The sequence below is a fragment of the Curtobacterium sp. UNCCL20 genome (genome assembly GCF_900101675.1).
Taxonomy (GTDB): domain Bacteria; phylum Actinomycetota; class Actinomycetes; order Actinomycetales; family Microbacteriaceae; genus Curtobacterium.
Genome location: NZ_FNKG01000001.1, coordinates 20,913 through 46,597, shown reverse-complemented (window position 1 = coordinate 46,597; position 25,685 = coordinate 20,913). Strand labels below are relative to the sequence as shown.

Sequence of the window (25,685 nt, the reverse complement as noted above, 5' to 3'; positions counted from 1 at the left end):
CCAAGACGGCCACGCCGGCCACGTCGGCCACGTCACCGTGCACTCGGCGCGCATCGTCGTTCCGATGACCGCACCGCCGATCGCCGACGGCGCCGTCGCGGTGCAGGACGGCCGCATCCTGCACGTCGGCGACCGGTCCTGGGTCGTCGACCAGCTCACGAGCGCGGGCACCACGTTCACCGAGCGGCGCTGGACCGGGGCGCTCCTGCCCGGCCTCGTCAACGCGCACTCACACCTGCAGTACACCGGCATGGCCAGTGTCGGCCAGCGCCAGTACAGCGGGTTCGAGGACTGGGCCCGCGCATTCAACGAGGACTACGCCGAGCCGCACGACTGGCACGCCGAGGCCGCCGCCGGAGCCGAGCTGTCGATCCGCGCCGGGGTCACGAGCATCGCGGACATCGTCACCGACATCGAGGCGTCCACCGTGCTCGAGTCGTACGGCCTCGGCGGCATCGCCTACTGGGAGGTGATGGACTGGGAGAACGAGGCCTGGCAGACCCACGGCCGCGACCAGGTCCTCGCCGAACTCGAACGCATCCCGACGAACCCCGGCGCCGGCCTCTCCCCGCACGCGCCGTACTCCCTCGACGTCGCACCCCTGCTCGAACTGCCCGACATCGTGCGGCAGCGCGGTCTCCGACTCCACCTGCACCTCGGCGAAGCGGCGTTCGAGGGGGAGCGCGTCGCCCTCGGACCCGTGCCCGGACTCGAGGGCGTCGACGGCGTCGGGCACGGCACCGACTGGCACCTGGCGAACGTCCCGTCGTTCCGGGCGATGCGCGCGCTCGGGTTCGGCGCGAGCGCGACCGCGTTCGTCGACCGGCTCGGGGTGCTCGGCCCGGACTGCCACATCGCGCACGGCGTGTACATGACCGCCGCGGACCGGGCGCTCCTGCGTGCACGCGGCACCGCGGTCGCGCTCTGTCCGCGGTCGAACGCCGTCATCGGGCTCGACCCACCACCGGTCGCGGACTACCTGCGCGAGGGCAGCCCCATCGCGATCGGTACCGACTCGCTGTCGTCCTCGCCGTCCCTCGACCTGATGGCCGACGTCACCGCCCTGCACCGGATCGCCCGCGCGCAGGGCTACGGCCACCGCGACCTGCACGAGCGGCTGCTCGCGGCGGCGACCCTCGGCGGGGCGCACGCCATGGGCCTCGCCGTCGGGCCGGACCGCATCGGGCACCTCGCCGTCGGGGCACGCGCCGACCTCGCGGTGTTCGACGTCGACGCCCGCACTGTGCCGGACGCGCTCGCCGAGCTCGTCGAGGACGGTGCCGGCCGGGCGGTCGCCACCGTCATCCGAGGGGTGGTCCGGGCGACGGCCGACGCCCCGCTCGTGATGCGGCCCACCACGCCCACTCAGCCCGTCCTGCCTGCTCAGTCCGTCGTGCCCGCTCAGCCCGTCCCGCGCGACCCATCCGACCCGTCCGTTCCCATCCAGGAGGCACCGTGACCGACCCCGCACCCCGACCCGGCATGGCCGCCCGACGGACCGTCGACGGCGACCTCATCGAGTGGCTCGACATCCCGAAGCGTGCCGTCGCCCTCGGCATGGAGCCGCACCCCGAGGGCGGCTGGTACGTCCGTACCTGGACCTCACCGGCGACCGTGTCGACCCCCGCGGGCGACCGGCCGGCAGCGACCCTGATCCACTTCCTGCTGCCCCCGGGCGAGGCCTCCGCGTGGCACCGGGTCACGAGCGACGAGATCTGGATGTGGCACGGCCCGGACGCCGTCGACCTGCAGCTCGGTGGCGACGGCGACCAGCCCGAGCCCGGCGCCACGATCACCCTCGGCCCGGACGCCGGGCGCGACCGGGTGAACGACGCGCAGGCGTTCGTGCGCGGGGGCGTCTGGCAGCGAACCCTCCCGGGCGAGGGCGAGGTGCTGCTGAGCTGCCTGGTGTCCCCGGGCTTCTCGTTCGACGACTTCACGATGGCGGACTGAGCCGCGGCGCGTCGTCGCGCCGCGACATCCGTTTCGCGCTGGTATCCCAGTGCGAAGTACACTCCTCCTGCCCCCACCCCCTCACGAAGGCCCGACCGTGACCCGTTCCCTCCGCTTCACCCTCGCCGTCGCCACCGCAGCGGTCGCCGCCCTCGCGCTCTCGGCGTGCGGCGCCGGCAGCAGCAACGCCGCCGGCACCGTCACCGACGGCAAGCTCACGATCGCGACCGGCCAGCCGGCGTACTCGCCCTGGGTCGAGGACAACAAGCCGCAGTCCGGCAAGGGCTTCGAGTCCGCCGTGGCCTACGCAGTGGCGAAGGAGATGGGCTACGCGAAGTCCGACGTCGTCTGGAAGCGCAGCACGTTCGACAGTGCGATCGCCCCGGGCCCGAAGGACTGGGACCTCAACGTCCAGCAGTTCTCGATCGACGCCAAGCGCAAGAAGGCCGTCGACATGTCGACGCCGTACTACACGACCACGCAGGCCGTCGTGACCACGAAGACGTCGAAGGCCGTCGACCACACCACGATCGCCGCGCTCAAGAAGGACGCCATCGGGGTGGCCACCGGCTCGACGAGCATCCAGAGCGTGAAGGACGTCCTCGGGATCACCCCGCAGGTGTTCAACTCGAACGACGACGCGGTGCTCGCGCTGAAGTCGGGGCAGATCGACGCCATCGTGACCGACCTGCCGACCGCGTTCTACATGTCCGGCGCCCAGCTCGACGACGGCACGGTGTCGGCGCAGTTCCCGGCCGACGGGAAGGGCGACCAGTTCGGGTTCGTCCTGCCGAAGGACTCCGAGCTGACGAGCAAGGTCGACAAGGCGCTGAAGACCCTCGACGACGACGGCACGCTCACGGCCCTGCAGACCAAGTGGCTCTCGTCGGAGACCGGCACCCCGGTCCTGAAGTAGCCGCATGACGCTGCCAGCAGGCGCCGGGACCCCGGTGGCCGCACCCGCTCCGAGCCAGGTCGAGCTGGAGCGTCGGCTGTACCGTCGGCAGCGCGGCCGCCGCTCCGTCGTGATCTCGGTGGCGTCGACGGTCGTGGTCATCGCGATCGCCTACTTCGGGGTCGTGAACACCCCCGGGTGGGCCGCGGTCCAGCAGTCGTTCTTCGACCCGGCGACCGCGGTCGACACGTTCCCGGACATCCTGCTCGGCCTCTGGCTGAACGTCCGGATCCTGTTCTTCAGCGCGATCGGCGTCGCCGTCTTCGGCACGCTGCTCGCGGTCGTCCGGGGCCTCCGCAACCCGGTGTTCTTCCCCCTGCGGATGCTCGCGACCGGGTACACGGACCTGTTCCGCGGTCTGCCGCTCATCATCGTGCTGTACCTGGTCGGCTACGGGATCCCCGGACTCGGGGTCTTCCCGCGCCTGCCCGCCGAGGTCTGGGGCACGATCGCGATCGTCCTGACGTACTCGTCGTACATCGCCGAGGTGCTCCGCGCCGGCATGGAGGCCGTGCACCCGTCGCAGCGGCTCGCGGCCCGGTCGCTCGGGCTCTCGCACGCGAAGACGCTCCGGCTGGTGGTGCTGCCGCAGGCGATCCGGAAGGTGACGCCGGCGCTCATGAACGACTTCGTCTCGATGCAGAAGGACGTCGGGCTGGTGTCGATCCTCGGCGCGGTGGACGCGGTCCGGTCGGCGCAGATCGCGCAGGCGGAGACCTACAACTTCACGCCCTACTTCGTCGCGGGGTTGCTGTTCGTCGCGATCAGCCTGCCGCTGATCCGCGTCACGGACGCGATCGCGCGTCGGCAGCAGCGGCGCGAGCAGATCGGAGGGACCGTATGACGGGCCTGGAGGAACGGATCACCCCCGACACGGCGGCCCCCGTCCTCGAGCTGCGCGGCCTCCGCAAGGCCTTCGGCGAGCACGAGGTCCTGCGCGGCATCGACCTGACGCTGCACCGCCACGAGGTGATCTGCGTCATCGGGGCGTCCGGCTCCGGGAAGTCGACGCTCCTCAAGACGGTGAACCTCCTCGAGGGCATCGACGACGGCGAGATCCTGCTGCAGGGGACGGACATCGCCGACCCGCGCATCGACGTCGACGCGACCCGCGCCCGGATCGGTGTGGTCTTCCAGCAGTTCAACCTCTTCCCGCACATGACCGTCCTCGACAACGTGACGCTCGCCTCGCGGCAGGTGCACGGCGTCGGCAAGGCCGAGGCGGAGGAGACCGCGCGTCGGCTCCTCGAGCGGATCGGCCTGGCGGACTTCGCCGGTGCCTACCCGGACCGGCTCTCCGGCGGGCAGCAGCAGCGCGTCGCCATCGTCCGGGCGATCGCCTCCGACCCCGAACTGCTACTGCTCGACGAGGTCACGAGTGCGCTCGACCCGCAGCTCGTCGGCGAGGTGCTCGACCTCGTGACCGAGCTGCAGCGGCAGGGCTCGACGATCCTGATGACCACGCACGAGATGCACTTCGCGCGGAACGTGGCCGACAGGATCGTGTTCCTGCACCGCGGCGAGGTCGTCGAACAGGGTGCCCCGGCCGCCGTCCTCGACGCCCCGCAGCACCCGGCCCTGGTCGACTTCCTGGCACGCGTCCACGCCTGACCCCCACGCTGCCGACCCGTCCCGCCGCCCGCGCCGACCCCTTCCGCACGACCCCTCGCCGATCTGCTGGCGTGTGATATTGTAATATCGCCGACCAGAGAAGTGAGATGTCATGCCGAGTCCGATCAACGCCTTCTGGTGGTCCCCCCGCCGGGACCTCCGCACCCTCGCCCACGAACTCCGCGACCACGCTCCCGCTTGGTCCAGGCTCGCGCTCGGGCCCGGGCGCGCCTTCACGAACCACGGCGACGAGCTCTCCGAACTCGTCCTCGCAGAGGCCACCGGGCGACCGGTGCGCTGGGCGCCCCTCGGCCGGGAGGACGTCGTCGCCATCGGGAGCGCGATCGTGCCCTACCTCACCCGCGGCGGGATCGGGCAGATCTGGGGCACGGGCCTCCACACCCCCAACGTGCCCGAGGGCAAGGCGGCGGCCATCCGTGACCGCTTCCTCGCGATCCGCGGACCGCTGGCGCGAGCGGCGTTGCAGCTGCCGGAGACCACGCCGATCGGCGACCCCGGGCTGCTGGTGCGGTCGCTCCGACCGGGCCTGCCCCGAGCCCGTCGGCGGGGGACCGTGCTCGTGACCCACTTCACGTCGCACATGACGGCGGTGCAGCGGCGGACCATCGCGGCCATCCGCTCGACGGGCGTGCGCGTGCTCCCCGCCACCCTGACCCCCTCGGCGATGCTGGCCGAACTCGGCGCGGCCGAACACGTGATGAGCAGCGGCATGCACGGCGTGATCCTCGCGCACGCCCTCCGGACGCCGGCGACGCTGGTCTCGCTCGCGACCCCGGCGGCGAGCGAGGCCCCGTTCAAGTACCACGACTACCACCGGTCCGTCGGCCTCGATGTCCGGCTGACCGCGTGGAACGGCCTCCTGACGGAGCAGGGCCGCAGTCGAGCGCGAGCACTCGGTGAGCGGGACCTCGAGACAGCGGACCACCGCATCGACGAACTCGTGGAGGGGCTCCTGCGTTCCTCCGCTCCCCTCCGCAGCGGTCACTGACCGTCCAGCACGTGCCGACGGCGGTGAGACCTCCGCCCTCCGAACCCGCCGGTGTTCCGCGGCTGCCTAGGGCGTCAGGAGCACCTTGCCGACGACCTCACCGTCGCGGACCCGGCGGTGCGCCTCGGCAGCCTCGGCGAGCGGCAGGACCGAGTCGACCACGGGGCGGACCCGCCCGTCGGCCACGAACGGCCAGACGTTGTAGCGGACCGCCTCGACGATCGCGGCCTTCTCGTCGAGGGGTCGTGCGCGGAGGGTCGTCGCACTGATCGTCGCCCGCTTCCGCATCATCGCGCCGAAGTCGAGCTCTCCCGTGCGTCCGCTGCCCGAGGCGATCACCGCGATGTGCCCGTTCGGCGCCAGCACCTCGAGGTTCCGGCCCAGGTACTCCGGACCGACCACGTCGAGCACCACGTCGACGCCGCGACCCTCGGTGTACTCGAGCGTCCGTGCGACGAAGTCCTCCGAGCGGTGGTCGATCACGAGGTCCGCGCCGAGCTCGTCGGACGCCCGCACCTTCCGCTCCCCGCCGGAGGTCGCGATCACGGTGGCCCCGAGCGCCTTCGCCCAGAGGACCGCGTGCGACCCCATCCCGCCCGTCCCGCCGTGCACCAGGAGCGTCTGACCCGGCCGGAGTCCCGCGAGCATGCCGACGTTGGAGTACACGGTGCAGGCCGCTTCCGGCAGCCCGGCCGCCTCGACCAGGTCGACACCGTCGGGGACGGGCAGGACCTGGGTCGCCGGCGCCACGACCAGCGAGGCGTACCCGCCACCGGAGAGCAGCGCGCACACCCGGTCACCGACGGCGAAGCCCCGGGTGCCCGGCCCCAGTGCGCGGACGGTGCCGGAGACCTCGAGCCCCAGGATCTCCGAGGCTCCGGGCGGCGGTGGGTAGTTCCCGGCGACCTGCTGCAGGTCGGCGTTGTTCACCCCGGCGGCGGCGACCTCGATGAGCACCTCGCCGGCCGCGGGCACCGGGTCGGGGTGGTCGCCGAGGGAGAGTGCACCGTGGTCCGGGGTGATGGCTCGCATGCCCTCGACGGTACGCGGTGGCCGGACCCTCGCGCGTCGTGGGAACCGAACAGCGCGAGCGGTGCACCTGTGGAGCTCCCCTGACCGGTCGAAGTTCCAGGACACGACGACGACGGTGCAGGAGTCGGGCAACGACTTCCAGAAGGTCTGCACCGCCTGACGCGCTGACCCGCGCAGCACGCGGCGGCGCCCCGGGTCTCCGGAACGACCGGAGAGCCGGGGCGCCGTCCGTCTACGCGGCAGCCGCCTGCGACGCGTCGAGCCGTGCGACGTCCTCGGGGCGGAGCCGGATGGTGGCGGCCGTCACCGAGTCGAGGATCGACTGCGGTCGGGCGGCCCCGGGGATCGGCACCACCACGTCGCTCTTCGAGAGCTCCCACGCCAGCGCGATCACCTGCGGGCTGACGCCCCGGTCGCGGGCGATGTAGGCGAAGTCCTCGAACGCGGTGCCGAGGTCGGCGGCGTTCTGGATGCCACCGAGCGGGCTCCAGGGCAGGAACGCGATGCCGAGCTCGTCGCAGAGCTGCAGTTCGGGCTCGCTGGAGCGGAACTTCGGCGAGTACTGGTTCTGCACCGACGCCAGGCGCCCGTCGAGCACCTCGTTCGCCGTGCGGATCTGGTCGGGGTCGGCGTTCGAGATGCCCGCCATCCGGATGACGCCCTCGTCGAGCAGCTCGGCCAGCGCGCCGATCGAGTCCGCGTAGGGCACGGCCGGGTCCGGGCGGTGGAACTGGTAGAGCCCGATGGTCTCGGTGCCGAGGCGCTTCGCGGACGCCTTCGCCGCTTCCTTCAGGTACTCCGGGTGGCCGTTCTGCGCCCACGGTCCGGGCTCCGGCCGCAGGTGGCCGCCCTTGGTCGCGATGAGGACCTCGGCGGTGTTGCCGTGGTACTCGCGCACCGCCCGGGCGATGAGCTCCTCGTTGTGCCCCACGTCGTCGTGGGATGGCAGGTGGTACGCGTCGGCGGTGTCGATGAGGGTGACGCCGGCCTCGAGTGCGGCGTGGATCGTGGCGATCGCCTGCCGCTCGTCGGGTCGTCCCTCGATGGACATCGGCATCCCGCCGAGTCCGATGGCACTGACCGACACGTCTCCGATGACTCGTTGCTTCATGGCCCCAGCATGCGCCGACCCGTCCGGCGACGCTCAGACAGCGTCAGCGTCAGCGTCAGCGTCAGCGTCAGCGCCGCGCCCAGCTCGGCGCGTGCTCGGGCAGCGGCCCGAACGCGATTCCCCGCGCGTACACGCCCCGCACCGGCGGCACCCATCGTGCGAGCAGGACCGGCAGCTTCGGCGGTCCACCCTGCAGCTCGCCGCGGAACGCCCGCTCGAACACCACCCGGTGCAGCACCGACTGCGCGGTCTGGACGACCACGGCGGGTGGTGTGCGCCGCCGCTCGACGGCCGCGAGCGCACGGTCGAGGTCGGCGCCCCGGAGGTCGTGCCGGAGTGCGGGCACGAGGATCCCGGCGGTCGCGACGGCGTCCTGCACCGCCAGGTTGATCCCGACCCCGCCGGCCGGGGACATCGCGTGTGCGGCGTCCCCGATGCAGAGCAGGCCGGGTTTCCACCAGCGGGCGAGCCGGTCCATCCGCACGTCGAGCACGTGCACGTCGTCCGTCGAGGCGATCGCGTCGATCCGCCCGGCGAAGTCCGGACGGATGCGGGCGATGCGGGCGCGGAAGGCCTCGACCCCGGCGGCGCGGATCGCGGCGTCGGACCCCTTCGGTGCGAAGAACGCGACCTGGTGGTAGTCGGGGCGCGGGAAGCTCAGCACGACGTCCTCGCCGTCGAAGGCGGGGACGAGTGCCGTGGCGGCGTCGCCGGGCTCGCGGGGGAGCCGGAACCACCAGGTGTCGAACGGCACTTGGAACGAGCGGGGTCGGAGTCCCGCGGCGCTCCGGAGCACCGAGTCGCGGCCGTCGCAGGCGATCACGACGTCCGCGCGCAGCTCCTCGGGCTCGCCGTCGGCACCGCGGTACGGCCGGAGGTGCACCCCGGTGACGACGCCGTTCTCCTCGATCGTCCCGGTCGCGGCGAGCCCCATCGAGATCGAGAACGCGGGCTCCTGGCGTGCTGCGGTCACGAGCATGTCGAGCAGGTCCCACTGCGGCACCATCGCGACGTGGTCGTACGGCGGTCGGAGCCGCGAGAAGTCGCCGAGCAGCACCCGGGAGCCGTCGGGCATCGGCAGCGAGAAGTCGTCGAGCCGCGACTGCGGCAGCGCCCGGAACCGGTCGCCGAGGCCGAGCTCGTCGAGCAGTCGGATGGTCGACGCGTGCACGGTGTCGCCGCGGAAGTCGCGGTTGAAGTCGTCGTGCTTCTCGACGACGCGCACCTCGATGCCGGCGCGGGCGACGAGCAGGCCGAGGACGACCCCTGCGGGGCCGCCACCGACCACCGCGACCCTCGTCCGCGAGACCGTCACCATGGGCTGGACGCTACGCCGTTCCGGACTGGAGGCACGGTGCGGGCCGGTCACGCGCCTCCAGGCCGTCACCTGGTCGCGTCCAGGGCCGCTGTCGATGCCGTTCCCGACAGCACCCGCTCGGGCGCGTCAGGCCGTGCTGCCCACCGAGCTGGAACCGGTCTCCGAGTCGGCAGCGCTGGCGAAGACCGCGCCGCCCCAGGTGATGCACGCGATCGCCAGGACGAACCCGACGGCCGCGATCCACCACGAGCTCCGCCGCCGGATCCACGCGCCGATCGCCAGGACCACCGTCGCGACGCCGATCACGAAGGAACCGCCGACCGCGATCGCGGTGCCGCCGAAGTACGTACCGGGGGAGCACCCCGCCGACGCGTCGCACGTCGCGGTGGCGGAGATGACGGCGATGACCCCGACGATCGCGGTCACGATCGTCATGACCGCGCCGAACGCGAGCAGGAGCACGGTCGAGATCCGGTCGGCGAGCCTCGCGGCCGGGAACAGCGTCGTGCCGCCCTGCTCCCACGCGGCACGCTGCGCGTCGGTTGCTCCGGAGGGGGAGGACTGCGGCGGACCGCCGGGCACGTTCGACCAGGTCATGGTGCAGTCCTACCGCGCCTCGACGCCGAACGCCTGTGCGAGACGCTGGATCTTCTGCGCACGGCCGAGTCGCGGCAGGTCGGAGCCGTCACGGATGACCTGCCCGCGCGCCTCGAAGTCGTCGAGGAAGTCCTGCGCCCAGGCGACGTCGGTCGGGGTCGGCGAGATGACCTCGTTGATGACGGGGAGCTGCTCGGTGTCGAGGCACAGCTTGCCGGTGAGGCCGAGGGACACCGCGACCTGCGACTGCTCGCGGAGGATCGGGTGCGACGAGCCGACCGTCGGGCCGTCGATCGGTCCGGGCAGGCGACCCACGCGGGACGCCACGACCAGCCGCGACCGCGGGTACGCCATCGCCAGGGTGTCGGCCGAGGTGCCGGTGTCACGGCGGTAGTCGCCGGAGCCGAACGCCAGCCGGAACGCGCCCTGCGCCTTCGCGATCGAGACGGACTCCTCGATGCCGACCGCCGACTCGACCAGGGCGATCACCGGGGTCTGTCCGCCCAGGCGGTGCCAGGTGTCGGTGACCTGCGCGGGGGACTCGGTCTTCGCGAGCATCACGCCCTGCAGACCGGGCAGCCCGCGGAGCTCCTCGACGTCGTCCGCCCAGAAGTCCGTCGTGACGTCGTTGATCCGGACCCAGGCCTCGCCGCCGCCAGCCAGCCAGGACGCCACCGTGTTCCGCGCGCCGGGCTTCGCGGCCGGGTCGACCGCGTCCTCGATGTCGAGGATGATCTGGTCGGCGCGGGATCGCTGGGCCTTCTCGAACCGCTCCGACGCCGTGCCGGAGACCAGGAGCCAGGACCTCGAGATCTCGGCAGGGACCGATCGACGCCGGTTCGGCGCAGGGGTGGACGGAGCGGTGCGGTCGTCGATGGCCATGCCCCGTTGGTACCACATCGCCTCGTCCGGGAGTGCATCGGGCCGGTCCGGAAACCCGGAAACCTCGGGTCATTGCCAGAGAGGCAGCCCGGTTCCGCCTACAGTGTCGGATGTGTGGCGAGCGGACAGGGTGACCGACGGCGAGGGCGACGTGAACGACGACGTCCCCGTCGAGGGTGCCGACGCGCCCGCTGACGGCCGGGACGGCCCGACGGTGGGCGGACGGGACGGACAGCAGGGGGAGCAGGACCAGCGGGGACAGCAGGAAGAGACCGTCGTGACGGACGAACCCGACCGCACTCTGCGTCCGGAACTGCAGCTCACGAGCCCGCAGGCGATCAGCCTCGGTGACCCGCGCCTCCAGGCCGGCAACGCTGCCGAGCCCGTGTGGGACGTCTGGCGTGCGCAGCTCACCGGCATCGGTGGCACCAGCCCGCTGACCCACTTCGCCGACCACCCGCGTGCCCGGATCGAGCTCTCGACGACGCACCCGGGCGGCCTCGCCCAGTTCATCACCGGCAAGACGACGCTCCTCTCCAGCCTGATCCGCGACGAGGTGGCGCTCCGTGCCGCCCGCATCGCCGCAGCCCACGTCGAGGCGAAGGGCACCGAGCTCGCCACCGTGCGCGGCATCGACGCCGTGAAGCTCGGCATCGGGATGGCCGACTGGGAGCACGGCGGCGAGCAGTTCCGCGGTCCGGTGCTGCTGCGTCCGCTCGCGATCCGCCGCCACGGGCGTGACTTCGAGGTCCGCCTGCTCGGCGAGCCGGTGCTCAACCCGGGTCTCGCCGACGCGCTCCACGAGCAGTTCGGCGTCATCCTCGACGCCCAGTCCTTCGTCGCGCTCGCGCAGCAGGACGGCTCCTTCACCCCGAACCCGGTGATCGACCGCCTGCGCGGACTGACCGCGCACATCCCGGGCTTCTCCGTCCACGCCCGACTCGTGGTGTCGACCTTCGCCGAGGTCGCGACCGGCATGGCGCTCGACACCGAGGACCTGTCGCACCCCGTGCTCGACGCCCTCGCCGGCAACCCGAGCGCCAAGTGGCAGGTCGAGCAGTCGTACCACCCGGTCGAGCAGACCCCGTCGGACGAGCGCAGCCCGGAGACGGACACGCTCCTCCTCGACGCCGACGACGAGCAGGAGAACGTGATCGCGCAGATCACGGCCGGCAACTCCATCGTCGTGAAGACGCTGCCGGGCACCGGTGGCACGCAGACGATCGTGAACGCGCTCGGTGGTCTCGTCGCCGCGAACAAGCGCGTGCTCGTGGTGAGCCCCCGCCGAGCGACCCTGCGCGGCATCGCGGCGCGCTTCGCCGAGGTGCAGCTGCCCGGCGTCGCCGTCACCCCGGGGACCCTCCGGCGTGACGTCGTGCGGGCGATCGCCCGGAACGAGAAGGCCTCCCGTCCGAACCTCCGCGAGGTCGACGACGCCCTGGTCCGGCTCCGCAAGGTGCTGAAGGACTACCGCGGCTCGCTGACCCGGGTCGACCCGGACTTCCGCGTCTCGGTGCTCGACTGCCTCGTCGAGCTGTCGCGGCTCTCGCTCCTGCCGGTGCCGCCGTCGACGACCGCTCGGCTCTCGAAGACCTCGGTGACGAGCATGGTCGAGGGGCGCTCCCGCGTCGCCGAGACGATGGTCAGCGCCGCCAACCTCGGCGAGTTCCGCTACGGCCCCGACGACTCGCCCTGGTACGGCGCGAAGTTCTCGACGAGCGACGGTGCGCAGCGCGCCCACAAGACCGCGAAGGACCTCGACTCCGAGGCCCTCCCGGCGCTGCTCCGACGCGCCCACGACCTCGTCGCCACGACCCACATGCGGCAGTTCACGACGATCAACGAGCTCGGCATCTACCTGCGCCTGCTCACCGAGATCCGGGACACGCTCGACCGCTTCCTGCCCGTCGTCTTCGACCGTTCGGTGTCCGAGCTCGTGGCCGCCACCGCGCCCCGTGGCGAGGGGGCCCCGATGTCGTCGACGAACCGTCGCCGACTGAAGAAGCTCGCGCGCGAGTACGTCCGTCCAGGCGTGCACGTGTCCGACCTGCACGAGGCCCTCACCCGCGTCCAGCAGCAGCGCGTCCTCTGGCAGCGCTACGTCGCTGCCGGCGTGAACCCCGAGGTCCCCACCGGCATCGCGGACGTCCAGGTGCTGTTCTCGAACGTGGTCGAGGACCTCGCGCGCCTCGACGAACCGCTGGGCCGCACCTCCCGCGACGCCCAGCTGGCGAACACCCCGATCGACGAGCTCGTCCCGACGATCGCCCGCCTCGCCGAAGAGTCCGACGTCCTGCACAACCTGCAGGAGCGCACCGAGCTCATGCAGACCCTGCGTGACCTCCAGCTCGAGCCGCTCATCACCGACCTGGCCAACCGCCACGTGCCGGACACCCACGTCCCCGCCGAGCTCGAGCTCGCGTGGTGGCAGTCCGCCCTCGAGACGATGCTCGAGTCCGACCGGGCCCTGCTCGGTGCGAACACCGACATGCTCGACCGGGTCGAGGCCGACTTCCGGCTCGTCGACGACGCGCACGCGGCCGGGGTCTCCCAGGGGCTCGCGTGGCAGCTCGCCGAGAACTGGAAGGTCGGACTCGTCGACTGGCCGGAGGAGGCGACCGCGCTGAAGACCCAGCTGCGCGAGGGAGCGATCACCTCACGCCTGCTGCAGGACTCCGCACCGCACCTGTCGCGGTCGATCGCGCCCGTCTGGCTCGCGAGCCCGTACGAGGTGTCCCAGATCGCGGACACGATGCCGTTCGACACGGTGATCCTCGTCGACGCCGGAGCCGTCACGATCGCCGAGACCGTCGGCGCCGTCCGCCGGGCGCGCCAGACCGTCGTCTTCGGTGACCCGGTCACGCAGACGCCGTCGCCGTTCCGGATCGCCGTCGACCCCGCGCACCGTGCACTGCAGGTCGACGAGGAGACGCTCGACGCCTTCCACGCCGACTCCGCGCTCGCGAAGCTGTCCACGCTGCTGCCGACGCTGTCCCTCACCCGGTCGTACCGGGCCGGCGGCGAGGACCTCGCCGAACTCGTCAACCGCCGCTTCTACGGTGGCCGCATCGAGTCGCTGCCCTGGGCCGGCTCGTTCCTCGGGCACGGTTCGATCGCGCTCGACTACGTCAGCGACGGCAAGGCCGTGCCGGACCCGGAGTCCGGCGCCGTCGAGAGCGTCGACGCCGAGGTGGACCGCGTCGTCCGGCTCGTCATGGACCACGCCCGCACCCGGCCGACCGAGTCGCTCATGGTCATCACCGCGTCGGCGAAGCACGCCGTCCGTGTCGAGCAGGCCGTCCTCACCGCGGCGCAGGGGCACAAGGACCTCACCGAGTTCGTCATCGGCGACCGGTCCGAACCGTTCATCGTCGCGACCCTCGAGCAGTCCGTCGCCCAGAGCCGCGACCGCGTCGTGTTCTCGATCGGGTACGGCCGCACCCCGCACGGCCGGGTCCTGCGCGACTTCGGTCCGCTCGGCAAGCCCGGTGGGGAGCGCCTGCTCGCGGTCGCGATGACCCGCGCCCGTCGGTCCATGGTGATCGTCACGTGCTTCCAGCCGTCCGACATCGAGGCGGAGCGGATGGGCCACGGCACCGTCGCCCTCGCCGAGATCCTGGCCGAGGTGCGGGCCCGCACCACCGCCGAGTACGTGCCGGACGACTCCGACCCGCTGCTCGTCGACCTGGCACGCCGGCTCGAGATGCGCGGCATCCCGGTCGCGCTCGGCCACCGCGGCAAGCTCGGTCTGGTCGCGGCGCACGGCGGGGTCTGCGTGACGATCGAGACCGACGCGTCGCTGGTGAAGGGGTCGCTGCGCGAGTCGCTGCGGCTCCGGCCCGAGGTGCTCCGTCGGCTCGGTTGGCACTACGTGCGCGTGCACGCGTTCCAGCTGTTCTCCGACCCGGACCGGGTCGCGAACACGGTCGCGTCGGTGCTCGGCGTGGACCGAGGGGCCACCCAGGAGATCTCCATCCCCCCGATCCCCGCGAGGCGATGACCGATCGTCGCAGCCGGCGGGCCTCCCGGCCCGCCGGGCCGGTCACGTCGGAGACGGACCAGCTGGTTGGCACGTGGACGCGCGCCGAGGACGCGTCGCGGGTCGCGCCTCCAGGCCCACCAGCGTCTGCGGAACGCACGTCGGACGACCAGCCTGGAGGCGCGGGTCGACGCCGCAGACGCGTCACCACCCAGCCGGTGCCGGGCTACGACCCGTCGGCGACGGCAGAGCCGGCGCGGCACCACGACGGCGAGAACGACGCCCGGCTCCTCGGCGACGTCCCCCCGCACTGGTGAGCCGGTAGCCTTGCCTGCGATGACTGACACCGCGCGGCAGCGCCCCGACTGGCAGACCTGGCCGAACCTGATCACGCTGTTCCGGTTCCTGCTGATCCCGGTGTTCGTGCTCCTGGTGGTCGCCGGGCACCCGGGCTGGGCGCTGGTCTCCCTCGTGGTCCTGAGCGTGAGCGACTGGGCGGACGGCTTCATCGCCCGGAAGTTCGACCAGGGCTCCGAGCTCGGCAAGGCCCTCGACCCGGTGGCTGACCGGCTCGCCATCATCGCGATCGTGCTGTCGCTCGTGCTCGTCGGGCTGCTGCCCTGGTGGGTCGTCGCCGTCGTGGTGTTCGTCGACCTGGTGCTCGTCGTGCTCTCGAGCGTGCTGTTCCACGGCAACCCCGACCTCGACGTCACCTGGACCGGCAAGATCCGCTCGGCCCTGCTGTTCGTCGGCCTGCCGGTGCTGCTCTTCTCGGCCGTGCACACCATCGACGAGAACGCCCCCTGGGTGCGCGTCGTCGCCCTCGTGTTCGTGTACCTCGGGACCGTCGGGCACGTGCTCGCGGGCGCACAGTACGCCGTGGCGATGTTCCGCAAGCGCCGGGCAGTGACCGCCGCGCGCTGATCTGGGCAGCAAAACACCGGTGCCCGTCTGCCGCACCCCGTCATGCGGGTGTGCGACCGACGAACACCGGTGTTTTGCGAAGAGCTCGCCCCGCTAGAGCTTCGTCGTGCCGCCGATCCCGGGACCCTCGGGCGCGTTCGACGGAGCCACGTGTGCACCGCCGCCGGCCTGCACGGGCACGCCGTTCTGCGAGCGGAGCAGGTCGCGGATCTCGAGCAGCACCTCGACGTCCGTCGGCGGGACGTCCTGCGGCGTCTGCTCCTCGTCGTTCTTCACCCGCTCGAACGCCACCTTCTTGAGGTGGTTCACCGGGAGCACGAGGGCGAAGTACACGACCGCCGCCACGATGACGAAGTTGATCGCGGCGCCGATGATCGCGCCGAAGAGGATCTTCGCGTGCCCGCCGGACACCGTCGGGATCTCCCAGACGAGTGCCTTGTCGAGGCTCGACGCGTTGAAGACGGCGCCGATGAGCGGGTTGATGAGCGACGACACGATCGCCGTGACGATCGCGGTGAACGCAGCACCGATGACGACTGCGACGGCCAGGTCGATGACGTTGCCGCGGAGCAGGAACTCCTTGAAGCCCTTCACGGGACTCCTTCCGGGTCGAGGACGGCCGCCGGACGGCGACGGTCCCAACCTATCGGCGAGGAGTTGCCCGGGTCAGGACGCCGCGGGCTTGGCGCTGGAGCCGGTGCTGGGCTTCGACTCGGTCTTCGCCGGCGCGGACTGCTTCTCCGGAGCGGACGAGCCGGACGGCGACGCGCTCGACGAGCCCTCCGACTTCGGGGCCGATCGCGAGTCGGTCCGGTAGAAGCCGCCGCCGTTGAACGTGACGCCCACCGGCGAGAAGACCTTGCGCAGCACGCCCCCGCACGCCGGGCACTCGGTGAGCGTGGCGTCGGAGAAGGACTGCTTGATGTCGAATGCGTTGCCGCACTCCGTGCAGCGGTACGAGTACGTGGGCACGCTAGCTCCGGAAGGTGATGATGCGTGACGGCGTGATGATGCCGTCGACGGGTTCGTCGTGGGGTTCGCGCGGGACCTCGTCGAGGTACTCCGCGTCGAAGATCACAGCATAGACGGGCGGACGGTTCGCCATCGACCCGAGGGTCTTGTCGTAGTACCCGCGGCCCCAGCCCATCCGGACCCCGTCGTGTCCGACGGCGGCGGCGGGCGCGAGGATCGCGTCGACGTCGTTGATCGCGAGCGGGGAGAGCACCTCGCCGACCACCTCGGGCATGCCGAACAGTCCCTCGGTCTCGGACGAGCCGTCGCCGACCGCCCAGTCGAGCAGGCCGTCCTCGCGGGTGACCGGCAGCAGGACCCGGATGCCCTGCGCGTAGGCCCAGTTCAGGAACGGCCGGACGTTCGGTTCGTCCGGCGCGGAGAGGTAGAGCGCGATCGACTGGACCTGGCGCTCCTCGGCGAAGCGCTGCAGCGTCGCGGTGAGTGCCTCGGTGTCGGCGTCGCGTTCGGTGGTGGTCCGGGTACGCCGCCGCTGCCGGAGGTCGGCTCGCAGGGCGCGCTTCTCGTTCCCGAGATCGGCGATCATGCCGTGGAGTCTACCGAGCGCCGCCGTTGCGGCTTCCCGCCGGGAAACGCGCCGTCCGCGGTGTCCCCTGTAGCGACGACATGCCCCCGAAAGGGTGATCGGATACGGTCGTTGCCATGGGCTTCCAGATTTCCAAGGCGGTGATCCCAGCGGCAGGGCTGGGCACTCGCTTCCTCCCCGCGACCAAGGCGATGCCGAAGGAGATGCTCCCCGTCGTCGACAAGCCGGCCATCCAGTACGTGGTCGAAGAGGCCGTCGGTGCCGGGCTCACCGACGTCCTGATGATCACCGGCCGCAACAAGAACGCGCTCGAGAACCACTTCGACCACGTGTCCGAGCTCGAGGAGACCCTCAAGAAGAAGGGCGACCACGAGAAGCTGCAGAAGGTGAACCAGTCGACGGACCTCGCCGACATGCACTACGTGCGGCAGGGTGACCCGCTGGGCCTCGGCCACGCCGTGCTCCGCGCGAAGATGCACGTCGGCCGCGAGCCGTTCGCCGTGCTCCTCGGTGACGACATCATCGACGCCCGCGACCCGCTGCTGCAGCGCATGATCGAGGTCCAGGGCGAGAAGAACGCGACCGTCGTGGCCCTCCTCGAGGTCCCCGAGTCGCAGACCCACCTCTACGGCATCGCCACGGTCGAGGAGACCGACACCGACGACGTCGTGAAGATCACCGGCCTCGTCGAGAAGCCCGCGCAGGGCGAAGCCCCCTCGAACCTGGCCATCATCGGCCGCTACGTCATCCGTCCCGAGGTCTTCGACGTCCTCGAGAAGCAGGAGCCGGGCAAGGGCGGCGAGATCCAGCTCACCGACGCGCTCATGAAGATGGCGAGCGCCGAGGAGTGGACCGGTGGCGTGTACGGCGTCGTGTTCCGTGGACGCCGGTACGACACGGGTGACAAACTCGACTACATCAAGGCGATCGTGCAGCTCGCCTCGGACCGCGAGGACCTCGGCCCCGACCTCAAGTCGTGGCTCAAGGAGTTCAACGCGGGCGAATGAGTCGACCCTCCCGCACGGGTCCGGTGCACCGGACCCGTGCGGGACACCCGCCCCGGGGATCAGCCGGGGCACCGGAGGAACCTGAGCGATGACGACGATCCCGACCCTGTCCCACGGGCGGGTCACCATCCGGCCCCTCCGGCTGCGCGACAGCCGCGACCTCGACGTCGCGCTCGCCACCAACCGTTCTTGGCTCCGCACGTGGGAGGCCACGAACCCGTCCGGACACGTGTCCTCCGACGTCCGCGGCAGCATCCGGGCGCTCCAGGCGAACGCCCGCGCCGGACTCGGACTCCCGTTCGCGATGGAGCTCGACGGCCGGTTCGTCGGCCAGCTCAACGTCTCCGGCATCACCTACGGCTCCCTCGCGAGCGCGTCCATCGGCTACTGGGTCGTCGAGGACGCCGCCGGCCACAACGTCACCCCGATCTCCGTCGCCCTCGCGGTCGACCACTGCTTCCGATCCGTCGGCATCCACCGCATCGAGATCTGCATCCGGCCGGAGAACGCGCCGAGTCTGCGGGTCGTCGAGAAGCTCGGCTTCCGGTACGAGGGACTGCGTCGTCGGTACATCCACATCAACGGGGACTGGCGCGACCACTTCTGCTTCGCCCTCGTCGCCGAGGAGGTGCGCGAGGGCGTCCTCGAACGCTGGGTGCGCGGGCAGGTCCCGCCCGGAGCGGGAAGCGTCCCGCTCGCCGCCCGCGACGAAGCCGCGTTGCCGCTCCACACGACGCCGCGCGTCTGACCCGTCGACGGCCTGGAGGCGCGGGTCGTCTCCGGTGAATTCGGCACGACACGCGCAACACGCGTCCCGCAATCACCTCCCCGGGGAACGCCCGCCCATACCGTGTCCCTCATGGCAGGTATCGGCTCCTGGGGCGGCGGCATCGTCCTCCTCATCGCGGCCGTGCTCTGGGTCGCGTACCTCATGCCGTCCTGGGCGGCCCGGCGGCAGTACCTCGCCACCGAACGGAACGCGATCCGCCTCCAGCAGACCCTCCGGATCCTCGCGCAGACGGCCGAACTGCCGGACGAGGTCCGCATCGAGATGAACGCCAAGTCCCTCGCCGAAGCGCAGCGCGTCGCCCGGTCGGAGGAGGCGAAGCGCACCGCCATCGTCCGTGCCCACGAGGCCGCACGCCAGCGGGAGATCACCCGCCGGCTCGCCGAGCAGGCCCCCGTCCTCGAGCGGGCGTCCGCCGTCCCGGCCCTCACCGCGATGCGGATGCGCCGCTCCCGACTCGGGGCGACGCTCCTCGGCACCGCGGGCATCGTCGTCGCGATCGTCGTCTTCGTCGCCGCACCGGCCCTGTGGCTCGTCGGGGTCGCCGGTCTCGTCGCTGCCGGCGGTTCCGCAGCGGTCCTCGCCCAGCTGCACCAGGTCGCGACGGCGCGGAAGGCGCGCACGGCGACGGCCGTGGCGGAGCCGACCCGTGCCTCCAGGCCGACGAGCGAGTGGACGGACCCGGCGCCGCCGCTGTCCACCGAGCAGCCCGCCGAGCCCGCGCGCGACCGCAGCTGGACACCGAACCGCGTGCCGAAGCCGCTGTACGTCGAGACGCCGACCGCGCCCGCGGCTGCTCCGGAGTCCGCCGCCGAACTCGCTGCCCGGCTCAAGGAGCGCGTCGCCGAGGCCAAGGCCGAGGCGGATGCCGAGGCCGCAGCGATCCGCGCTGCCGAGACGGACCCGTCGCTCGCGCGGGTGTCGCGGATGCGTCCGGACGTCGAAGAGGCCGTCGCCTCGCTGTCGGCGCACGACCAGGGCCGGCTCGCCGAGCGCCTCGGGCTGCGGGCGCCGTCGTCCGCGCCGGACGCCCCCGCCGCGGCTGCTGAGACGGCGCCGCCCGCGCCGTCCGCCCCGCCTGCGCCGCCGAGCAAGTGGGCCGGCATGGGTGTCCTCGGCGACGACGCGTACGAGCAGACCGACCTCGACGCGATCATGCGGCGTCGCCGCGCCGTCTGATCCGTCGATTTCAGATCGGGCCGAGCCTGGTGCTAGTGTGGTCGAGCACTTGGGGCTATGGCGCAGTTGGTAGCGCGTCTCGTTCGCAATGAGAAGGTCAGGGGTTCGAATCCCCTTAGCTCCACCAAGCAGCACGACGAAGGCCACCCACTCGAGTGGCCTTCGTCGTTCCGGTGGTCGCCCGCGGTGGGCGTCCCAGGCGGTCGTCGCAGGCGGTCGTCCGCGGCGCTCGTCGCCCGGGCCGCGCCGTGTCAGCCCGCCGTGTCAGCCGGGGACGCTCTCCGTCAGGATCCCCGCCTGCGCGAGTTCGGTGTGGATCGCGTTCGCGGCCTGCTCGAAGGCGCGGTTGCCCCGGGAGATCCCGATCGCACCGCCCTTCAGCGCCGACTTGCCGGAGCCGCGGATCAGCCGCGCGACCGTGCGACCCTCCGGGGTCACCATGATCTGGACGTCGAGGCGGGTGTGGAACGTCCGGTCGTTCGCCAGGCCACCGATGAGCAGCGTCAGGCCGAGGCTCCCGCGGACGGCGCGGAGGGCTCCCTGCTCGCCGTCCTCGACGGTGTAGCCCTCGCGGGCGAGGGCGCCGCGGACACGGGCGCGCACGGATTCGGGGTCGGCGGCGACGAAGAAGTCGTGGCTCTCGGGCATGTGGTCTGATCCTCTCGACGGGGTGGTTCCTGCCAGTGATCATGCCGTGTCGTCGCCTACGCTGGAAGGACCATGACTGCTTCGCTGACCCGCCGGTCCCTGCTCTCCCTCGCCGGCGTGACCGGGATCGGCCTCGCGGTGGCGGCGTGCTCGTCCGGCGGCGAGGGTTCGGGCAGTGGCAAGGGCGCGGGCAGCGGCACCGGTGGGGGCAGCTCGGGCTCTGCGTCGGGCTCGTCGTCCCCGACCGCGAAGGCCGTCGCGAAGTCCCTCACCCCGGCGCAGGTCCCCCTCGCCGGTGGTGTGACCATCGCGGTCACCGGCACCGGGCTCGCACGGGTCAAGGGCGTGACCGTCGGTGGGATCGCCGCGCGCGACGTCACGGCCACCGCCACGAAGGTGACCTTCACCGCGCCGCACCAGGCGATGTACACGGCCGGATCAGCCGACGTCGCCCTCTTCACGACGGCGATCGAGCCCTCACCGTCGGCGAACCAGTCCTCCGACGGCAACGGCAGCGCAGCCAACGACGGGCAGAGCGGGACGACGCAGGACGGCGCCACGGCGACGCCCTCGCCGACGACCGCTCCGGTTCCCGCGGCTTCGACGGCGGTCGCCACGACGACTCTGGCCTACGCCGCGCTCACCGACGTGGACCGTCAGCTCCAGTACGCGATGGCGCACTGGAAGGACTACAACCTCGCCGAGTACGGCACCATGAACCCGATCGGCGGCGACTGCGCGAACTACGTCAGCCAGACGCTCATCGCCCGCGGCTGGAAGCGGCGGTCGGACTGGTACAACCGGGCCGCCGGCGCCGAGCACTCCGCGACGTGGACCTACTGCCCGACGATGGACACGTGGCTCACCACCAACGCGGCGGAGTTCGGGCTGACCCGGCGCTCCCTCGACGAGCGTGACAAGGTCAAGGTCGGCGACATCGTCTTCTACGACTGGAACGACAACGACTCGCCGGACCACACCACCATCGTGTCCGAGGTCTTCACCGAGCCGGACGGCACCATCCGCATCAAGTCGGCGAGCCACAACCAGGACGGCCCGTACCGCGACCTCGACGAGATGATCACCGTGCAGCACCCGGGCGGCACCGCCTGGTTCCACACGTTCGACGCGTAGGGCCGCGCCGCGCGGGTCGGGCGCGCGCCGCGCGCCGGGCGCGTCGGGCGGGTTGCCGCGTGGGTGAGGGGTGCAAAACACCGGTGTTCGTGCAACACACCGCGGCATCCCAGGGCGCGACCGACGAACACCGGTGTTCTGCCCCTCACTCCGCCCGGGTCAGGGGTACCCGAGGAACCAGAGCAGCACGATCGCGATCGGCTGCAGGCACACCCCCGCGACCAGCCACGTCACCGCCCGACGCCGGGTCCGCACGAACACGTCCGACCCGAGCAGCGGCGCCATCGGCATGAGCAGCCGCGGCAGGCTCTGCTGTGGCAGGAACACCGCCACCAGGTAGAGCCCGTACGACGCCGTGAACGCGAGCACGTCCACCCCGAGGGCCCGGACGGACCGCCGCGTGAAGAACCACACCGCCCCCGCGAGCACGGCCACCACGAGGACGATCCCCAGCGGCCCGAGCCACGTCCCAGCCATCGTGAACCACGGCGTCAGCGGCGCGAAGTGCTGCCGCCCGACGAACCCGACCCACCAGGACAGCTCGGTGTCGAGGTACGCGTTCGGCCGCCCGGTGACCGCCGTGGCGATCACCGGCCACGCGAGCCCCGCCGCCGCGACGACGAGCCCGGACACCGTGATCGCGACCGCGTCCCGCACCGGGAAGGCCCGCCGCTCCTGCACCCACCGCACGACCAGGTGCACCGCGAGCGCCACCGCCAGCGCGAGCACCCCGGGTTTCGTGAACGCCGCGACGACCCCGAGCGGTGCGACCAGCCAGTACCGGCGGCGCACCAGGGCGAGCAGAGCTCCGAAGAGCAGCAGCAGGAACGTGCTCTCGGCGTAGGCGACCTGCAGCAGGAACCCGGTCGGTGCGAACACGAACAGCGCCGTGGCCCACCGTGCCCGGTGCGAGCACCCGACCGCGAGGACGAGCCGGTACAGCAGCACGCACGCCCCCGCGCCCGCGAGGGTCGCGACGAGCACCCCGGCGACCCAGAACGAACCGCCGGTCAGCGGCATCACCGCGCGGACCAGCGTGGGGAACACGGGCAGGAACGCCCAGGCGTTCGGCAGCACGTGCCCGGCGTCGTCGAGCGGCAGGCTCGACGGGTACCCGTGTTCGGCGATGGTCCGGTAGAACGACGCATCCCACGAGCCGGAGAAGGTGAAGAAGGACGGGTCACGCCGGGAGGACGCGAACGTCCACCCGTTCGCGGTCGCCACGACGTACATCGTGGCGAGCAGGACCGTGCTGAGGATCCGCGACGCCAGCCACAGCAGCAGCGGGGTGGTCCACGCGCTGTGTCGCGCCTCCAGCAGGGCACGCAGCCCCGGCCTGGAGGCGCGGGTCGTCTCCGCCACGTCCGTCACCCGCCCGATCCTCCCAGATCAGGGCCGCGCTCCGGTCCGCGCTCGCGCGCCGGTCCGCGCGCCTCCGGGTCAGCGCCCGGTGACCGCCCGCCGGATCTGCTCGATCGGGACCTTCGGGGTCCGGTCCGCGTTCAGCAGGCCGTTCGTCTCCTGCATCGTGTCCGTCAGCTGCGTGTAGCAGGACCCGGCGAGGAACGAGCTCGCACGGATGCCGTCGTACAGGGCCGTGATCCGGCTGATCCAGTCGTCGCCGTCCGCCGCGGTCGTGTAGCCCCACGCGTCGTCGCGCTGGACGCCCGGCTGGTAGTTCACGCCGCCGAACTCCGTGAGCATCACCGGCTGTCCGTGGTCGACCGCACCGCCGACGAGGATGCGTCGGTCTGCCGGGCCGATGCCGCCGACCAGGGTGGTCCGTGCCGCATCGTCGGCGTAGGTCGCCGCGAGTCGTCCACCGTCGCCCTCGTAGTCGTGGATCGTGATGATGTCCGAGTTCGTGTGCTCCCACCCGTCGTTCGAGATCACCGGCCGCGTCGGGTCGATCGCCCGTGTGACGTCGGCCAGCGCACGGGCGTACGCCTGCTGGGCGGGGTCCGTGGCGATGTGCTGCACGCCCCAGCTCTCGTTCGCCGGCACCCAAGTCACGATCGACGGGTGCGACGCATCGCGCTCGACGGCGTCCATCCACTCCCGCACCAGGCGCTGCACGGCCCGCGGCGAGAACGCGTAGGCGCCGGGAGCCTCGCCCCACACGAGCAGACCGAGCCGGTCCGCCCAGTACAGGAACCGCGGGTCCTCGATCTTCTGGTGGTTGCGAGCGGCGTTGAAGCCGAGCTCCTTGATGAGCTCGACCTCGCGGCGGAGGGCCGCACGGGACGGGGCCGCGAGGAGCGACTCCGGCCAGTAGCCCTGGTTGAGGACGCTGCGGACGTCGTGGCTCCGCCCGTTCAGGAGGAACGCGCCGCCGTCGATGCCCACCGTGCGGACGCCGAAGTAGCTCGAGACGGCGTCGATCGGGTTCTCCGTGGCGCCGGAGCCCCCGCCGCCGGTGCTCCTCGTGCCGGTGTCTGTTGTGCCGGTGTTCGTGCGCGCCGGCAGCAGCGTCACCGTCGCGTCGATCAACCGCGGGGTGTCCGGGGTCCAGTACAGCTCGTCCTCCGCCTGCCCGTTGGTCTGCCGCGCGATCGGCACGACGACGTCGAACTCGTCGCCCGTCGCACCGAGCGTGGTCTCGACCACGGCGAGCTGTTCGTCGCGCTCGTCCCAGCGGGCCTCGACCCGGAGCCGCTCGCCCCCGGTGCGCTCGCCGCGGAGGCGGACCGTCAGGCGGAGCGTGGCGTGGTCGGTGTTCGTCCAGCGCAGGGACGCGATCGACGTGGTCGGCACCGCTTCGAGCCAGACCGTCTGCCAGATCCCGGTCGTCCGGCGGTACCAGATCGCGTGCGGGTCCTCGTGCCAGTCCTGCTTGCCGCGGGGCTGGGTGACGTCGTGGGGGTCGTCCTCGGCCCGGACGACGAGGGTGTGCACGGCGTCGGCGTCGACGCTGTTCGCCGAGCCGACGAGCGCCGAGGTGACGTCGAAGGAGAACGGTGTGTGGCCGCCCTCGTGCTCGCCGATGAACTGGCCGTCGATCCAGACGCGCGCGCGGTAGTCGACCGCGCCGAAGTGCAGGAGGACGCGCGGCGCGGACGTGCCGTGGCCGGCGGCCTCGAGGTCGGCTCGGGTGATCGGCCGGGAGTACCAGACCACGGGGTGGAAACCCGGCTCGTCGATGCCCGACGCGGGTGACTCCGGTGGGAACGGGACGACGATGTCCCGGGCGTCGGGGAAGCCCGCACGCCACGCGTCGTCGCTGTCGTCGTCGCCGTCGTTCCGGAACGACCACGTGCCGTCGAGGTCAGCCCAGTGCGAGCGGAGCATCTGCGGCCGGGGGTACGTGCCGTCCTGCTGCGAGGCGAGCGGGAGGGCCCGCGAAGCAGTGGCCTGCGTGGACGCAGCCTGCGTGGAAGGGGATCCGGGTGCGGCGACGGTGCCGTCGAGCATGCTCATGCCTCCATGCTGGCGTGCTGGTACATCGTTGTAAAGGGTCGCCGTCGTGTTGCCGACGGCCGACGGCCGACGACCGACGGTCGGCCTCCGCCTCCGCCTCCGCCTCAGCCGATCGCGGCGTCGCGGGTCAGGACCATGACGTCCATCCGCCCCTGCTGCACGACCTCACCCCGCTGGTTCCGCAGCGAGACCGTCCGCTCGACGATCCCGGTCGTCCCGGAGCTCGTCAGCCGCGTCGACAGGATCTCGACCTCGCACGTCACGGTGTCACCGATGAACACCGGAGCCGTGAACCGCCACTGGTCGATCCCGAGGAGCGCCACCGCCGACCCTTCGAAGACCCCGGTGCGTGCGATCAGCCCGAGGCAGAGCGACGTGCCGAGCAGCCCGTGCACGATGCGCTGGCCGTAGCGGGTCCTGCCGGCGAACTCGACGTCGGTGTGCACCTGGTTGTTGTCGTTGGTCCACGAGGCGAACGACACCACGTCCGCTTCCGTGATCGTCCGACCGGGGGTGGTGAAGGTCTGTCCGGCGGCGAGGTCCTCGAGGTAGTGCGGCACGTCGCCATCCTCGCAGACCGTCCG

The 25,685-nt window shown here is 71.9% G+C and carries 24 protein-coding genes and 1 tRNA gene; 13 read left to right on the top strand and 12 right to left on the bottom strand.

Annotated features, from left to right (window positions below):
• Nucleotides 1-64: 64 nt before the first annotated feature.
• From BLT36_RS00220 to BLT36_RS00195, 6 genes are all read left to right on the top strand, one after another.
• Nucleotides 65-1,459, top strand: a complete 1,395-nt coding sequence (locus BLT36_RS00220) for an amidohydrolase family protein (RefSeq protein WP_254787256.1) — start codon at nucleotides 65-67, stop codon at nucleotides 1,457-1,459.
• A complete protein-coding gene (locus BLT36_RS00215) occupies nucleotides 1,456-1,953 on the top strand; it encodes a cupin domain-containing protein (protein WP_254787254.1) in 498 nt (165 codons plus the stop codon). The genes BLT36_RS00220 and BLT36_RS00215 overlap by 4 nt, the downstream gene beginning before the upstream one ends.
• Nucleotides 1,954-2,050: 97 nt before the next feature.
• Nucleotides 2,051-2,869: an ABC transporter substrate-binding protein gene (locus BLT36_RS00210; protein ID WP_092090890.1), complete on the top strand. Its 819-nt coding sequence runs from the start codon at nucleotides 2,051-2,053 to the stop codon at nucleotides 2,867-2,869.
• Nucleotides 2,870-2,873: 4 nt separating this feature from the next.
• The gene (locus tag BLT36_RS00205; RefSeq protein ID WP_092090888.1) at nucleotides 2,874-3,752 is read left to right on the top strand and encodes an amino acid ABC transporter permease; all 879 of its coding nucleotides are present in this window, start codon (nucleotides 2,874-2,876) and stop codon (nucleotides 3,750-3,752) included.
• Nucleotides 3,749-4,519, top strand: a complete 771-nt coding sequence (locus tag BLT36_RS00200; RefSeq protein ID WP_092090886.1) for an amino acid ABC transporter ATP-binding protein — start codon at nucleotides 3,749-3,751, stop codon at nucleotides 4,517-4,519. Before BLT36_RS00205 ends, BLT36_RS00200 begins: the two co-directional genes overlap by 4 nt.
• A gap of 112 nt (nucleotides 4,520-4,631) precedes the next feature.
• Nucleotides 4,632-5,528 (top strand): glycosyltransferase family protein, encoded by an 897-nt coding sequence (locus tag BLT36_RS00195; protein WP_092090884.1) that lies wholly within the window; start codon nucleotides 4,632-4,634, stop codon nucleotides 5,526-5,528.
• Nucleotides 5,529-5,594: 66 nt separating this feature from the next.
• Here the strand turns inward: BLT36_RS00195 and BLT36_RS00190 are convergent, their stop codons facing one another.
• The 5 genes from BLT36_RS00190 to BLT36_RS00170 form a co-directional block, all read right to left on the bottom strand.
• Nucleotides 5,595-6,560, bottom strand: a complete 966-nt coding sequence (locus BLT36_RS00190) for an NAD(P)H-quinone oxidoreductase (RefSeq protein ID WP_092090882.1) — start codon at nucleotides 6,558-6,560, stop codon at nucleotides 5,595-5,597.
• A 232-nt stretch (nucleotides 6,561-6,792) separates the two neighbouring features.
• A complete protein-coding gene (locus BLT36_RS00185; RefSeq protein WP_092090880.1) occupies nucleotides 6,793-7,671 on the bottom strand; it encodes an aldo/keto reductase in 879 nt (292 codons plus the stop codon).
• Nucleotides 7,672-7,738: 67 nt separating this feature from the next.
• Nucleotides 7,739-8,989: an FAD-dependent oxidoreductase gene (locus BLT36_RS00180; protein WP_092090878.1), complete on the bottom strand. Its 1,251-nt coding sequence runs from the start codon at nucleotides 8,987-8,989 to the stop codon at nucleotides 7,739-7,741.
• 126 nt (nucleotides 8,990-9,115) lie between these two features.
• Nucleotides 9,116-9,586 carry a DUF6264 family protein gene (locus tag BLT36_RS00175; protein ID WP_092090877.1) on the bottom strand — a complete coding sequence of 157 codons (471 nt, stop codon included), beginning with the start codon at nucleotides 9,584-9,586 and terminating at the stop codon, nucleotides 9,116-9,118.
• Nucleotides 9,587-9,595: 9 nt separating this feature from the next.
• Nucleotides 9,596-10,468 (bottom strand): HpcH/HpaI aldolase/citrate lyase family protein, encoded by an 873-nt coding sequence (locus BLT36_RS00170; protein ID WP_092090875.1) that lies wholly within the window; start codon nucleotides 10,466-10,468, stop codon nucleotides 9,596-9,598.
• A 130-nt stretch (nucleotides 10,469-10,598) separates the two neighbouring features.
• Here BLT36_RS00170 and BLT36_RS00165 point away from each other — a divergent pair, with 130 nt between their 5' ends.
• Both BLT36_RS00165 and BLT36_RS00160 read left to right on the top strand, forming a co-directional pair.
• On the top strand, nucleotides 10,599-14,468 hold the full coding sequence (locus BLT36_RS00165) for an ATP-binding protein (protein WP_092090873.1): 3,870 nt from the start codon (nucleotides 10,599-10,601) through the stop codon (nucleotides 14,466-14,468).
• 315 nt (nucleotides 14,469-14,783) lie between these two features.
• Entirely contained in the window at nucleotides 14,784-15,371 is a 588-nt protein-coding gene (locus BLT36_RS00160; RefSeq protein WP_092090871.1) for a CDP-alcohol phosphatidyltransferase family protein, read from the top strand.
• Nucleotides 15,372-15,464: 93 nt separating this feature from the next.
• Here BLT36_RS00160 and mscL read toward each other — a convergent pair whose 3' ends face one another.
• The 3 genes from mscL to BLT36_RS00145 form a co-directional block, all read right to left on the bottom strand.
• Nucleotides 15,465-15,965 (bottom strand): large conductance mechanosensitive channel protein MscL, encoded by a 501-nt coding sequence (mscL, locus tag BLT36_RS00155; RefSeq protein ID WP_092090870.1) that lies wholly within the window; start codon nucleotides 15,963-15,965, stop codon nucleotides 15,465-15,467.
• 72 nt (nucleotides 15,966-16,037) lie between these two features.
• Nucleotides 16,038-16,343, bottom strand: a complete 306-nt coding sequence (locus BLT36_RS00150) for an FmdB family zinc ribbon protein (RefSeq protein ID WP_092090868.1) — start codon at nucleotides 16,341-16,343, stop codon at nucleotides 16,038-16,040.
• 1 nt (nucleotide 16,344) lies between these two features.
• Nucleotides 16,345-16,929 (bottom strand): 5-formyltetrahydrofolate cyclo-ligase, encoded by a 585-nt coding sequence (locus BLT36_RS00145; protein ID WP_092090866.1) that lies wholly within the window; start codon nucleotides 16,927-16,929, stop codon nucleotides 16,345-16,347.
• A gap of 116 nt (nucleotides 16,930-17,045) precedes the next feature.
• Between BLT36_RS00145 and galU the strand changes: the two genes are divergently transcribed.
• The 4 genes from galU to BLT36_RS00125 all read left to right on the top strand — a co-directional run bounded on the left by galU (nucleotide 17,046) and on the right by BLT36_RS00125 (nucleotide 20,029).
• A complete protein-coding gene (galU, locus tag BLT36_RS00140; RefSeq protein WP_092090864.1) occupies nucleotides 17,046-17,936 on the top strand; it encodes a UTP--glucose-1-phosphate uridylyltransferase GalU in 891 nt (296 codons plus the stop codon).
• A gap of 88 nt (nucleotides 17,937-18,024) precedes the next feature.
• Nucleotides 18,025-18,684, top strand: a complete 660-nt coding sequence (locus BLT36_RS00135; RefSeq protein ID WP_092090861.1) for a GNAT family N-acetyltransferase — start codon at nucleotides 18,025-18,027, stop codon at nucleotides 18,682-18,684.
• Nucleotides 18,685-18,795: 111 nt separating this feature from the next.
• Nucleotides 18,796-19,902: a hypothetical protein gene (locus BLT36_RS00130; RefSeq protein WP_092090859.1), complete on the top strand. Its 1,107-nt coding sequence runs from the start codon at nucleotides 18,796-18,798 to the stop codon at nucleotides 19,900-19,902.
• A gap of 51 nt (nucleotides 19,903-19,953) precedes the next feature.
• Nucleotides 19,954-20,029, top strand: a tRNA-Ala gene (locus BLT36_RS00125).
• A gap of 137 nt (nucleotides 20,030-20,166) precedes the next feature.
• On the opposite strand, the gene BLT36_RS00120 is transcribed toward BLT36_RS00125, so the two are convergent.
• The gene (locus tag BLT36_RS00120; protein ID WP_092090857.1) at nucleotides 20,167-20,550 is read right to left on the bottom strand and encodes a hypothetical protein; all 384 of its coding nucleotides are present in this window, start codon (nucleotides 20,548-20,550) and stop codon (nucleotides 20,167-20,169) included.
• Between the two features lie 72 nt (nucleotides 20,551-20,622).
• Between BLT36_RS00120 and BLT36_RS00115 the strand changes: the two genes are divergently transcribed.
• Nucleotides 20,623-21,684: an amidase domain-containing protein gene (locus BLT36_RS00115; protein ID WP_175529424.1), complete on the top strand. Its 1,062-nt coding sequence runs from the start codon at nucleotides 20,623-20,625 to the stop codon at nucleotides 21,682-21,684.
• A gap of 159 nt (nucleotides 21,685-21,843) precedes the next feature.
• On the opposite strand, the gene BLT36_RS00110 is transcribed toward BLT36_RS00115, so the two are convergent.
• The 3 genes from BLT36_RS00110 to BLT36_RS00100 form a co-directional block, all read right to left on the bottom strand.
• Nucleotides 21,844-23,055: a hypothetical protein gene (locus BLT36_RS00110; RefSeq protein ID WP_175529423.1), complete on the bottom strand. Its 1,212-nt coding sequence runs from the start codon at nucleotides 23,053-23,055 to the stop codon at nucleotides 21,844-21,846.
• A gap of 69 nt (nucleotides 23,056-23,124) precedes the next feature.
• Complete coding sequence (locus tag BLT36_RS00105) at nucleotides 23,125-25,101, bottom strand: glycoside hydrolase family 2 TIM barrel-domain containing protein (RefSeq protein ID WP_092090855.1); 1,977 nt, start codon at nucleotides 25,099-25,101, stop codon at nucleotides 23,125-23,127.
• A gap of 104 nt (nucleotides 25,102-25,205) precedes the next feature.
• The gene (locus BLT36_RS00100) at nucleotides 25,206-25,661 is read right to left on the bottom strand and encodes a MaoC/PaaZ C-terminal domain-containing protein (RefSeq protein ID WP_092090853.1); all 456 of its coding nucleotides are present in this window, start codon (nucleotides 25,659-25,661) and stop codon (nucleotides 25,206-25,208) included.
• Between the last annotated feature and the right edge of the window lie 24 nt (nucleotides 25,662-25,685).